Origin of the sequence: Yoonia ponticola, assembly GCF_014199395.1 — a bacterium.
GTDB lineage: Bacteria > Pseudomonadota > Alphaproteobacteria > Rhodobacterales > Rhodobacteraceae > Yoonia > Yoonia ponticola.
In genome coordinates this window covers 315,162-327,036 of sequence record NZ_JACIJM010000002.1, presented here as the reverse complement: position 1 = coordinate 327,036, position 11,875 = coordinate 315,162, and the positions used below count along the sequence as shown (strand labels likewise).

General features: G+C 51.4%; 10 protein-coding genes. 4 read left to right on the top strand and 6 right to left on the bottom strand.

Going from position 1 to position 11,875, the window contains the following annotated elements; all coding sequences use genetic code 11:
• Positions 1 to 19 precede the first annotated feature (19 nt).
• The 3 genes from FHS72_RS04355 to FHS72_RS04345 are packed head-to-tail and all read right to left on the bottom strand — an operon-like array spanning position 20 to position 2,710.
• Positions 20 to 823: a sulfotransferase family 2 domain-containing protein gene (locus tag FHS72_RS04355; RefSeq protein WP_183526112.1), complete on the bottom strand. Its 804-nt coding sequence runs from the start codon at positions 821 to 823 to the stop codon at positions 20 to 22.
• A gap of 46 nt (positions 824 to 869) precedes the next feature.
• Entirely contained in the window at positions 870 to 1,784 is a 915-nt protein-coding gene (locus FHS72_RS04350) for a glycosyltransferase family 2 protein (protein ID WP_183526110.1), read from the bottom strand.
• Positions 1,781 to 2,710 (bottom strand): glycosyltransferase family 2 protein, encoded by a 930-nt coding sequence (locus FHS72_RS04345; protein ID WP_183526107.1) that lies wholly within the window; start codon positions 2,708 to 2,710, stop codon positions 1,781 to 1,783. The genes FHS72_RS04350 and FHS72_RS04345 overlap by 4 nt, the downstream gene beginning before the upstream one ends.
• Positions 2,711 to 2,998: 288 nt before the next feature.
• On the opposite strand from FHS72_RS04345, the gene FHS72_RS04340 reads away from it, so the two are divergent.
• A complete protein-coding gene (locus FHS72_RS04340) occupies positions 2,999 to 3,688 on the top strand; it encodes a hypothetical protein (RefSeq protein WP_183526104.1) in 690 nt (229 codons plus the stop codon).
• A 2-nt stretch (positions 3,689 to 3,690) separates the two neighbouring features.
• Positions 3,691 to 4,557 carry a family 16 glycosylhydrolase gene (locus FHS72_RS04335; RefSeq protein WP_183526101.1) on the top strand — a complete coding sequence of 289 codons (867 nt, stop codon included), beginning with the start codon at positions 3,691 to 3,693 and terminating at the stop codon, positions 4,555 to 4,557.
• 5 nt (positions 4,558 to 4,562) lie between these two features.
• Here the strand turns inward: FHS72_RS04335 and FHS72_RS04330 are convergent, their stop codons facing one another.
• From FHS72_RS04330 to FHS72_RS04320, 3 genes are all read right to left on the bottom strand, one after another.
• Positions 4,563 to 5,789 (bottom strand): polysaccharide biosynthesis/export family protein, encoded by a 1,227-nt coding sequence (locus tag FHS72_RS04330; RefSeq protein WP_183526098.1) that lies wholly within the window; start codon positions 5,787 to 5,789, stop codon positions 4,563 to 4,565.
• Positions 5,786 to 7,993 carry a GumC family protein gene (locus FHS72_RS04325; RefSeq protein ID WP_183526095.1) on the bottom strand — a complete coding sequence of 736 codons (2,208 nt, stop codon included), beginning with the start codon at positions 7,991 to 7,993 and terminating at the stop codon, positions 5,786 to 5,788. The genes FHS72_RS04330 and FHS72_RS04325 overlap by 4 nt, the downstream gene beginning before the upstream one ends.
• 203 nt (positions 7,994 to 8,196) lie before the next feature.
• Entirely contained in the window at positions 8,197 to 9,174 is a 978-nt protein-coding gene (locus FHS72_RS04320; protein ID WP_183526092.1) for a sulfotransferase family protein, read from the bottom strand.
• A 260-nt stretch (positions 9,175 to 9,434) separates the two neighbouring features.
• On the opposite strand from FHS72_RS04320, the gene FHS72_RS04315 reads away from it, so the two are divergent.
• Together FHS72_RS04315 and FHS72_RS04310 are read left to right on the top strand one after the other, a co-directional pair.
• Entirely contained in the window at positions 9,435 to 10,619 is a 1,185-nt protein-coding gene (locus tag FHS72_RS04315; RefSeq protein WP_183526089.1) for a glycosyltransferase, read from the top strand.
• 123 nt (positions 10,620 to 10,742) lie between these two features.
• Entirely contained in the window at positions 10,743 to 11,867 is a 1,125-nt protein-coding gene (locus FHS72_RS04310) for a glycosyltransferase family protein (RefSeq protein WP_221235344.1), read from the top strand.
• Positions 11,868 to 11,875: the final 8 nt, after the last annotated feature.

Here is an 11,875-nt window from a genome sequence, read left to right as displayed (position 1 = left end):
GGTGCCATCGTGTGGTACGTCATTGCCTTGACGCCTGTTTGGCCCGGTCAATCACGTCGTAATCCGCAAAATACCGTGCTTTGATCTTGTCTCGCAGGTCCGGTTCCAAAAAGCTTGCGTCATCCGGCATCGTCCCCGTGTCTGCAAAAAGCTGCCGGAGATCACCAATCGGCAATTCCGCTGCCCCGTTCAATTGAATATGCTGGACATGCGACGTCTGGTTTACAGGACGCCGAAAGTAGGTGTCGCCGATGTTCTTTCCAAGAATATCACACATGCGTGGGTAGAGGTCGGGGATGTCGACGAAGTCGGTGTAGATCGCCCTGCGCAGGTGAACAGATTGCGGCAAGACGTGGCGATCCAGTTGAGAAAAGCGACGTTGCATGTAGTGTTCAATAAAATATCTGAAGCTGACGTGGGCAGGATCGACACCTTCGAGTTGCATAAAATTTGCATGAATATCGGTGGCACCGGTGCTGGCGATGAATTTGTTCCGAAACATTGACAGCGTGCGTTTGATTGGGTCGCGGTAAACGAAAATGATGTGGTCGCAATCTGCGAAATCTTTGTCGTTCATCCGGTGGTGCTGCCGCATGAAATCGATAGGTCGTTCATCTGGGTGATAGTCGGCGCGGTGCGGCGACTTGTCGAGAAACATTTTCTTGAAACTCGAACAGGCATTTTTACGCACATAACAATAGCCGATCCGTTTGCCATCAACATTTAAAGAAAAGTGATTGCGGCCCAATCCACGGAGATCGTCGATCTTCTTCTGGATGCGTGGTAATCCAGCTTTTGTGATGAGGGTCCGATTATCTATCATCAAACATACCAAACCTGTTTCCGGATATTCACCCTTGCAGACGGCCCTAAGTTGGCTGATCGGTGCCATAAATCTCTAGTGATTTGCCGCCCAGAAATTCATAAATGACACCGGCATGCAAAGTGCCGCGCAGCAGCCATGATGCCGATTTATCAATCACAGGTGCCGTTAATATTGCCATGCCGAAACAGCAAAACGCCTTGCCCATCACGACAGGGACGTCGCGGCGCGGGCGCAAGCGCTGGCCTAAAATACCTTCTTTTAACATCAGCCCGTGGGTCTGGCCAAATCTGAACTTGCGCCGCAATAACCACATGAATTTGGCACGCGCCGGTGGAACCGCCTCTGTGACAAGCGCGTCAGAGGCATAGGATATTTTGCCGCCACGCTGGTAAATGCTGGAAATGAATACAGTGTCTTCACCGCCGCTTCGGCCTAAATCAAGGCGGAATCGCAGGCCGGCAACTGCGGGCGCGTGGTGCATCAGTAAGGTGTTGCAGCTGTAACCGCTACGGATTTCGCCGTCGACGTAGGTCGCACTTGAGGAATGATGCTCACGTCTTTGCATCCACCTGGGCGCGGTGCTTGCGTAGATTGCCCGCGCAGGGCCAAGCACCACATCTGCATTGGACCGCTGTTGTTCGGTGACGAGATTTGTCAGCCAGTTTTGTGTTACGAGTTCGTCATCGTCGATAAAAACAACAATAGGGGCCGTTGCGGCATCGAGGCAGGCATTGCGCGCAATGGAAATGTTGCGGCCAGGTGCGTGAAGATAGGTTACAGCAAAGGGCAGGTTACACGCTGACACCATGTCCTTAGCGGATGGCGTATCATCGTTGTCGACAACAATGATACGAATATTTAACCCGTCAGGCGGCGAAATCTGACCCACCGATTCAAGCGTGTTAACGATATGCGCGCGCCGGAAGGTGCAAATTGCGATATCGATGTCGCTCGTCATGCTGCTGGCCGCGCATATTCCAGCGTGCGGTGGCCCACCATGCCGGACAGGATACCGGCGGACCGTGACAGTAGGGCGATCCCATCCGCAAAGCCACGTTTGCCCTTCACCACTGCGGTGAGCATCATGGCCAACCCGACGCCCGCGATCGCTGTCCCGCGGGCGAGGCAATATAATGTGGCTTGGGGTCTGGACCTGCGCAGTAAAGCGGTCATCGCCCGCGTTGAACCGTAACGGAATTGCCTGTTGATCGCCCACTTCCACGTCAGGCGGCCGGGCGGTTGCACTTCTTGAACCCAGGCATCAGCGGCATAGAACCCCTTGCCGCCGCACGCGATGATATCGCGAAAGAACAGGGTATCAGTACCTCCGTCGTAGCGCAGTCGGTTTTCGAATCGACATTTTTTACGGGTAATAAAGTCGAGATCGATCAGGACATTGTTGGTCCAGCTTTCGTGGCGGCTAGCGCCGTCAGCAAATTCTTTCTGGCGAAAGAAAATTGTATCAAGCCACCAACGATCCTCGGGCTTTTCAACCGTCATGCGGACGGGTCCTTGCACAAAGGTTGCGTTGGTTTCTGTGGCGACGCGGTAGAGTTCAGTCAGCCAAGTGGGCGTGACTGTCTCATCATCATCGACAAACGCTACATATCCGTCACGTCCAGCAGCAGTCAGCGCACGGTTGCGGGCGATCGGTATGCCCGCATCAGGTTCGTGCACGTATTGCAAAGGCCACGGAAAATCCTTTGCTGCGGTTTCAATCTGTTCTTGGGACGACGGGTTTACGTCGTTGTCGATAAGAACAAATCTTAAATCGACGCCCTCAGGGGGGATGATGGTCTTATAGGACGAAATCAGATCACGCAGGCCTTTTGGCCTTCGAAATGTACATCCACAGACACAGATTTTTGTCTTTGCCTTATTCATAAAAATACCTTGGATCGAAAATTGATCACGCGTGCTAAAAATTGTCAGCACGCCAAGTGTAAGACATTTTCAGCATTTTGTCACTAAAGTTGATATCATGCGACTGGGCACGGTCCTGATTCTATATGTGATGGCAATTAACTGATGACGTCCGAGCCTCAAAAATTTTAGCAAACGGCAAGAATTTATTGATCGGATCTGGCGATTAAGAAAAGATCGAACAAATTAAGACGGCCTTATTTTTCTACGACCCAATTTTTTATTATACGATAGTCATTGGAAGTTTGCATGATCGTTTCCCATCGACACAAACTGATCTTTATCAAGACGTTAAAAACGGCGGGCACCAGCGTTGAGCTAGCCTTGTCCAAGCATTGCGGACCGGACGACGTGATCACGCCAATATTTCCAGCAGTTGAGGGCAATTCTTATCGCAACTTTAGAGGGTGGTTCAATCCGTTGCGCGGTGCGCGTAGCAAGCCTGATTTCGTAAAAAACTGCGAAGAGTTGGCTAAGCGTAAGCGGTTTTATAATCATATACCCGCCCGCTTTGCCAGAGCGCGGATGCCGCGACCAATTTGGGACAACTATCTAAAGGTTTGCGTTGAGCGAAACCCTTGGGACAAGACGCTATCGCACTTTCACATGTTCCAAAATGCAGCATGGCATCGGCATTACACGCCGAACTTGACGCTTGATGCGTATTTGGAAAAGGGTATCTTTTGCCACAATGCACCATTTTACTGCGATGTGGATGGTACGGTCATCGTCGACCGCATTTTGCGATATGATCGGCTGAGCCAAGAATTATCCGCGTTATTTGCTGAATTGGATATTCCTTTTGATAGGTTGCCCAACGCCAAGGGCGGTATCCGTCAAGACCGCCGATCATATCAAGAAGTTTTTAACGCGGGCCAAAAATCAAAAGTGGAAGAGGTATTTCAGGCAGAAATCAATTTACTGAAATGGGATTTTTAACAATGTTTATCAATGATTACCGTACGCCTATATCGGCTGCTGGACTGGTGCTCTGTATGGCTGCGACGTCGGTTTCGGCGCAGACAGAGCAACGACAACGTAACATGGGTGAGCCGTTTCGCACCGTCTTTGGGTTGACCGGGCAACTGCCGGAGTGGTGGATCGCTGAATATGATCATCAAGAAACATGGATGCAAACTGCTTGGCGTAAATCGAATGTTGCATTTAGCCCTGTTGGCGTTGAAATCGCGCTTTTCGCTGCCGCCGATCAAAACCTCGTACCTCTGGAAGATTTCCGCGAAGATCCGGCCACATTCATCGAAGCTGGGTTAACGACGAAACCCTTCCTGAGCGGGCAGATTCAGCGGCGCGGTTGGTACGGCTACGGGCGCTATGAAATCATCCTGCAATCGGCCAAGGGCGCGGGTCTGATTTCCGCCTTCTACATCTACACAGGACCACATTTTGGCGACACCCACGAAGAGCTCGATATCGAGGTTTTGGGTCAAGATACACACAAGGTGCACCTCAATCGGTATCGCGACGGGCAACCGATGGCAGAACCGGTTACGGTTGATGTTGGTCTCGATACCAGTGAACAACCTCAGTTGTTCGCGTTTGAATGGCACGAAGACGGGATCACGTGGTACATGAACGACATCGAGCTGTTCCGTATCGATGAGCCTTCAGAGGTGCCATTGCCGCCGGCCAAGATATATTTCGACTTGTGGACAGGGGGCGCCAAACAGGCGAATTGGGCTGGTGAGGCTGAAGCGGATGCAACGGGTTACGCCGTTGTGCAATGCGCATCGTTCGAGGCGCAGAATTTATCCAGCCCGCAGTGCAGTGACTTGAAGTCAGGCAATTAAAAGGCCTATTGCGTGGCGGATTTCGAGACGAGTTCAATTTCGAAAACATCCCCTGCGAGGATCGGATCGTCAGGGCCGATGACCAGCACTGTGACCGTACCATCCACATCACGACGCACACTTAAAACCAAATCGAACGCAGTTTCGATGGACGTTACACCGTTCAACGCACCCAACTGGGAAAACATTTGTTCTCGCGTTGTCTCTAGCGCGATGCTGTGGCGGGTTTTCTGTAGGTCTGTCATTGTGTCTTCGCGTCGATTATCAACCATTTGCGACTGATCGCGCTCGGTCTCACCGATCCGTTGACGTGCCCGAAACATAGCCGTGTTCAAGTCTAATTCTTCCGCGTTCAGGTCCGCGATCCCTTGCTCAGCAGCAATCAGTCGGTTTGCAGGAACTGCTCCGCTCGCGACAATACCTTTGAGGTTTTCCAACTGATCCAGCGCGACTTCTTGTTGGCGTCGCAGTCCAGCCAGCTTGGTTTCCAAACCGGCGAGTTCCGTCTTGTATAGCGCGATCAACGCGGCATTTGAATTTGTGGCGCGGTCCAGCGTTTCCCTGCGGAGCGCGAGAATAGATCGTTCTTCTTCCTTCAGCCGCCCCACAAATGCAGCACCATCCGGATGGAAAAACGGATCGGGAAATGTGATGTCGGCGGCCTCTGAAAGTTCAGCCTCTTGACGTGCGGCGCGTGCTTTGAGGCGTGCCAATTCAACTTGGGTGCCTCGCAGTGACGTGAATTGCCTGATCCCGTTTGTTTCGTCCATGGTTTCGACACTGAGACGGGTTTGGCCCCCTGCCAGCGCGATGGCCTTCATCGGGGTCAGCTGGGGTTGCCACGGATATGCACCAGGATTGTTCACAGCGCCAAGCACATAAAACGGGCGGTACTGGGCGATCTGCACCGACACTTCGGGCAATTGAAACAGCCCTGCGTTTGATTGTAACGCTTCAGCTATCTGGTCGCCTAGGGTGTCGACAGTCTGCCCGCCCGCGTCGACGGTTCCTACAATTGGAAAGGAAATGCGTCCGTTCGCCATGATCCGATAATCGCCGTCAATCACCGTCATCGGCGTGTAGCTGGCTGTCGCCTCGTCCCAGCTTGAAATTCGCAAGGCGACGACGTCGTCAGGCGCCAAGCGATAGTCATCGGCGAAAGCTATGATCGGTACTGCGATCAAACACAGGTAGCCAAGACACCGCATGATCCATTGAAACGGGATGATCATAACAGCGCCTCATCGTGTTTCATCGTTTTGCTGTAACCGACATATTCGTATTTGCGTTCAATGCGTCGTTTTACTTGCGTCATCACCATCAACACGTTTAGCGCGGCCACATCTTTCAGCTTTTCAATGCACGTTTCGACTGTTTGGCGCGGTGTCGCGTTCCACCTTGATGCTATCACCAACGTGTCGGCGGCTTTCACAAAACGTAGGGCGCCGGCGGACGACAAAATGGGCGGCGCGTCGATCACAATGTAGTCGTAGACCCCGGATACAGTTTCAAGGATATCGTAGATTTGCTTGTCCGACAGATAGCTTAGCGCGGGTGTTTCGTCATTCAGGAACTTCAGAACATGAAGCGTCGCGGATGTTGTGACGATCTGAAGATTACCGGACTCGGTATTCGCCTCGGTCTTGTCTTCAGAGACCTGCTGCCCATTGACGGTCTGGTTCCAGTTACCGCACGCATCCATCAGGATGACTTTTTGGTTCCGATCAGCAAGCGCATTGGCATAAAGCATGGCAACCAGCGAGGCATCTTCGCCCGCGATGGCCGAAGAAACAACGACCGTTTGCTTTCCGCTATTCATGGCATGTTGAATAAATGACGCGACGCCGTGGCCTTCTTGGATCGCGGTTTGGAACTTCTGTGGGACATGTTTGCGGTCTCCGTAGGCGATAAATTCGCGTAGCTGCGCGATTCTTCCTTTTTTGACCTCGCTAAAGCTGCCGATCACAGGGCGTCTTGATATATCTCGCAACTGTCGAGTGGTTTTGAACTTATCGTTCATTGTCTCAATCAAGATCGCAATGCCGAGACCCGCCACAAGACTACTTAGCCCTGCGATGGCCAAGGTCATGAGCGTCCTTGGTGAACTTGGTGTCGACGGAATTTCGGCAAAGGACAATGGGCGAATAGTTGGCTGTTGCAGTGCACGGTACTGTGCGGATTCCGTCGCGATACTCAGGAATTCTTCGTAGGCAATGCGGTTTGCATCGGCGATCCGTTTCAATTTGGCCAATTCGACCATGTTACGCGACCGCGACAAGACGGTGTTTTCAGACCGCTCCAGTTCGGATGCAATGGAGTTCTCGATGCTCTTTGCGATGTCCACTTTGGTTTCATGTTCGGCAAGCAGCCGAGCGGTTTCGACCTCGATTTCTTCGTAAATACGGTTGATGACCGCGTCGATCCCAGACACTTGGCTCGATTGAGGGCCAAAACGTTCCACAGCGCGACTGCGTTCGATCCGGTGTCCGGATAGTTCGGCACGGACATTCGATAGGATCGGCGAGCTTAGGACATTAGCAGCCGCAATCGGACCTTCGGACGCGATGATTTCAACAACTTTGTCAGAACTAGCCTCCGCGCGCAGGACATCGGCGCGCGCGTCAATCAAGCTATTCGCAAGACTTGCGATTTCGCGGTCTAACCGTTCTGCGCTGGTGTCGTTAACGCCCATCACCTGCTCTTGAAACGCGACAACCGCAGTTTCGGCTTCTTCCAGATTTTGCCCCATTTCATCCACTCGGGCGCTAAGAAGTTGAACCTGCTCTTCAATGGATTCACCGCGGATATTTAAGCTAAAACGGGCATATTCAGACGAAACCGTGTTCGCAATTTGCGCCGCAAGTACTGGGTTGATGGATAGCGCGGAAACGCGAATGACATAGCCATTTCCAAGTTGTGAGATGTTGAGCATCCCACTTAACTGATCGGCGGTCGCACCATACTTTTCTTGATCGGCAGCAAGGATAAGAAAGGCATCATCAGGCACAAAGCGCGGCGTCAACACGAGGTCGGCGTTTGCGTCATCAATGACGTCCGGCGCTGCCGCAACAGGCTGTGCGGGGAGGCTGGGTTTCATGGGCGCGGGTGAAATGAAGCCCGACACCACGCGCTTTGCGCTTCGTAGCAGGCGCACAGGCAGGATCGGCGCTTGTGGCGTTTCCAATTCCAAGGAGCCATTCTCAGCTTCTAACCTCTTTGCCACATCGATCATGAAGGCCTTCGACTGCATCGTCGTGATTTCTTGCTGAACAAGCTGACGACTAAGCGGCACACCCGATAAAAGGTCCGCAATTGGAATGCTTTGTTGGCGTTGGTCGATCAGAGTTAATTCGGACGTTGCGGAATAGCGTGGCTGAATAGTCGTTAGCATCGCGGCCGTGGCCAGAACCACTAACCCCGAAATAACGCCGATCATTAACCAGCGTCTGCGCAAAAACATAAGGACATCGACGACGCTTAATGCATTTTGCCTTGGCTTATAATCCAGTGGATCGTCCAAAATAAAATTAAGACCTCTTGCCCGTTTATTCACGCTCAAACCCTCAAGTATTACTATAGATTAGCAGATTGCGGTGATTTCTCAAAATCAGGCTCAACTTGACCCTAATTCGGCGGCTTTCAACATCGCATACCTTGCCATATCTGCGACATGTCGCGTTCGATCAAATTCGACAAACCAGCATTTCGTGCCGATAGATGTTCTTCCAAATAAAAGCGTGTTTCTGGTGCCATGGGTTTGGCTTTTTCAGCGGTCATCAAACGTGCGTTCACGTGTTTGAACCACCAATAATGCAGCTTCTTTGTAATACGGTGACTGCGCTCGCCAGACTGCGCCATGTGCGCCAAGTATTTGCGCCGGACCAAAGGTGTGCCGATCACATTCGCAGCTCGTTGTAGGGTAAGGTTGGATGGATATCTTGTTTTGTTAAACCATGATTTTTCTGGATTTATCTGAAACGGATCGGCACCGAGAAAACGAACCACATCATCCAAAACAGCCTGATTATCCTTTTGAAAATCCTCGAAAAGACAGATTTTCACTTGGTTCGGGCCGAACACATCAATGAATCGCAGCAGGCCCGCATAATACCCTGAACCCAAAATAATTTGTGGAAACTGTAGCAGTGCTTTTTCAAAGCTCAGTGTTGTGCGCGCGGTTTTCACCAAGTGCCAATATTGGGAATAAGCGCGATTAACTGGATGGCGTAGCATGAAAATCATACGAACGTTAGGTAGTAATGCTTGTATGCGGCGGGGCGCAACTTCGGACATAAGATAGGTGGTCGAATCCTCGCCAACTATTTGATTTTTTTTAGCATTTGAAAAGCGCGTAGCGTACCACGCAAGGTGTTTTACATTGGCAGAACCGGGGTCCCACCACAACAATTTGTTGTTTCGCGCGGCCAGAAAATCGGGATGTGAGATTGGGTCGTCCGCATCGAAAAAATGCACCTCATCGTGCGGAATTGAGATGTCTTTGTGTTGATCCAGAATAAAATGCAGCGACGTCGTTCCGCATTTGGGCGCACCCCCGATGATAAAGTCAGGGTAGCGGCGCCTCGCAAATTCCTTGTCAGTCTGATCTAAAGCCGACATCAGCAAATAACTTACCTCACCAAAACAATGCGCCTAAGATAATATTCTGGACGCTGATCACTCAATGTTATCAACCCCGCAGATAATAATGCGCTGGGGTATAAGATTTAGCGAAAAAACTAAATCCAGCCTTTTAGGCTATAAAATGGTCAAAACTCTTTCGAGATGGGACAAAGTCCTCATAATGGGACCGTATTATAAATATGCGAATCAATATTAATAATTTCACTATACCCATTTAGACTACGTTAGGGGCTTATGTGTCCAGAATTTCTGTAATTGTACCAACTTACAATCGTAAGGATTACTTGCGCGATGCGCTTTTGGCGCTGCAGAAACAATCGCGCCCCGTTGATGAAGTTATTGTTTGGGATGACGGTTCGTCAGATGGCACCGATAAGGTGGTCGACGGATTACGAATACCGAATCTGACCTATGTCCACGCAGACAACGCTGGCAAATGTGCAGCACTGAATGGGGCCATGTCACATGCGACGGGTGACTACATTTGGGTTTGTGATGATGATGACATCGCATTGCCCCATGCCGCTGAAAAACTGGCCGCCGTGCTGGATCGCAACCCTGAGATAGGAATTTCAGGGGGCGGATATGAACGGTTTTGTGATACAGATCACGGCCAAGAGAAAAGCGGGCCGGGATATTGGCCTGATCTGTCGGACGGCACACCGCTGCGTCACTTGCTCGAGGATATTTACCTTTTCCAAAATGCCACCATGGTGCGGCGAGCATGTTATGATACTGTCGGTCCGTTCAATGAAAACCTTGTGCGATCAATAGATTACGACATGATTGTGAGGCTCGCGACCAAATTTCCGTTACACATGTCAGAGGACGTTATGTTTCTGCAGCGCAAACATGACGGCGACCGAGGGCCTGCGTCGGCACGGCATAGTATCGCCAAGGTGGAAAGTGTTTGGGCAGCGCAGGACCGTATTGTGTTTGAAGGGTTGCGCGATCAGATCCCGATCATGCTGATTGCTGCTATGTTTGAAGGCGATGCGGAGAAAGTGCTGCGTGCGGCATACATCGAACGGGCCTGTATTTTCGCGCGACACGACTTATGGGATTTTGCGATTGATGATTTGCTGAAGGGCGAAAAACTCGCCCAGGATACACCCCTTGGACCGGTCGAATTTGCGATGTGTCGGCGTGCTGTATCGGGCAAGCAGGGCGTCCGCATCGACCGCAATCAGTTGCGCAGACTGACCAAACTGTCCCGTTCAAGCCCGATCGGCCAGCAAATTGTAGGCAGCCTTGGTCGCGGGTTGATCTGGTCGGTGCGCAGAGCGTTGGTTCACCGTGATTTTGCAACGGTGATGCGCTTGGGGGCCATTTTGACGCGCACCGGCTTGAAAATGACACCTGATTCCGCTGGATCTGATGTGAACGAAAGGCGGACAATACCCCTGACCGCTTATGGATAGGTCAGAAATGATCGATACAAGTATTGAGTAGCTGTGTGTAACGGCGACGACGTTTCCTGGAATTTCGTGGAGTCTGGCGTGACACGCAAAGAGGGTTGAGTGCGAGGTGCTATGGTGAAAATCGTGTTTTTTGGGCATAATTCAAACGAGCCCACGGTTCGCAAACGCGCACATGCCTTTGCTGCATCTGGCATGGATGTGGTCAAAATCATGCCGCATCGTGGTCCTGTTCGGCCAGACGAAAGCGATCTTATTTCCTTGGGAACGACGCAAGATGGCGCTTATTTCACGCGTGTTTTGACGTTGATGAAAAGCGGGTTTCTATCGGCAAAGACTTTTCCGCAGTTGCATCAGATTGATGTGATTTATGCTCGTAATCTGGACATGCTCGCCTGTGCACATGCATTTCGACGGTTTCACAAGCTTCGGGTCCCCGTCATTTACGAGGTGTTGGATATCCATCCAAAGATGATCGGTAACAGCGCACAGTCTAAAGCTTTGCGACGGTTAGAGAGGGCGTTGATGAGGCGTAGTCATGCGTTGGTTTATTCGTCACCGCGTTACATCGAAAACTACTTCGATGTGTATCATCCGGGGGACTACCAACGGTATTATTGGGCCAACAGGCTGGCTGCGGACGACGTAGACGAACGTCAGCAGCAACTCCCGACTGCGCAGCAAGGCCCGATCAAACTGGGTTGGGTCGGCAATTTAAGGTGTCGCAAGTCTATGAATTTGCTAAAACAATTGGGGGGCATGTTCTCACCGCATCTTGAAATCGTGATCCACGGTTATCCTGCCAACACAGTTTTTCCTGACTTCGCTGCCGAAATTTCGCAGGCCAAGGGCATGACCTACTTCGGCCCGTATGACCGAGCGACAGAGGTGGCTGATGTTTACACTGGGTTGGATTTGATTTGGGCGGCCGATTGGTTTGAATCTGACCAGAATTCGATCTGGCAAATCCCGAATAGAATTTATGAAGGTGGATTTTTTGGCGTTCCCGCGCTCACCTTGGAGGGCACTGAAACCGCAAGGGTGGTCTCGGATTGGCAATCTGGGTGGGCTTTTCGCGACCCTGCGGAGCACACTGTTCCTGCTCTGGTTAAGCGACTGCTGAGCGCGAGATGCGAGATTGAAGCATGCAGTCGCAATCTCATGGCGCTGCCGCGAGATGTGTTTGTGGAGAAACCGGGCGAATTGCGGCAGTTGATCGAACAGATCATGGCGACGAGCCAAGCGGCGTAGGGTGATTG

Bases quoted from the DNA above. Each gene is read 5' to 3' on its own strand.
- FHS72_RS04340 (WP_183526104.1), top strand. From the start codon at position 2,999: ATGATCGTTTCCCATCGACACAAACTGATCTTTATCAAGACGTTAAAA.
- FHS72_RS04335 (WP_183526101.1), top strand. From the start codon at position 3,691: ATGTTTATCAATGATTACCGTACGCCTATATCGGCTGCTGGACTGGTG.
- FHS72_RS04320 (WP_183526092.1), bottom strand. From the start codon at position 9,174: ATGTCGGCTTTAGATCAGACTGACAAGGAATTTGCGAGGCGCCGCTAC.
- FHS72_RS04355 (WP_183526112.1), bottom strand. From the start codon at position 823: ATGATAGATAATCGGACCCTCATCACAAAAGCTGGATTACCACGCATC.
- FHS72_RS04350 (WP_183526110.1), bottom strand. From the start codon at position 1,784: ATGACGAGCGACATCGATATCGCAATTTGCACCTTCCGGCGCGCGCAT.
- FHS72_RS04325 (WP_183526095.1), bottom strand. From the start codon at position 7,993: ATGATCGGCGTTATTTCGGGGTTAGTGGTTCTGGCCACGGCCGCGATG.
- FHS72_RS04345 (WP_183526107.1), bottom strand. From the start codon at position 2,710: ATGAATAAGGCAAAGACAAAAATCTGTGTCTGTGGATGTACATTTCGA.
- FHS72_RS04330 (WP_183526098.1), bottom strand. From the start codon at position 5,789: ATGATCATCCCGTTTCAATGGATCATGCGGTGTCTTGGCTACCTGTGT.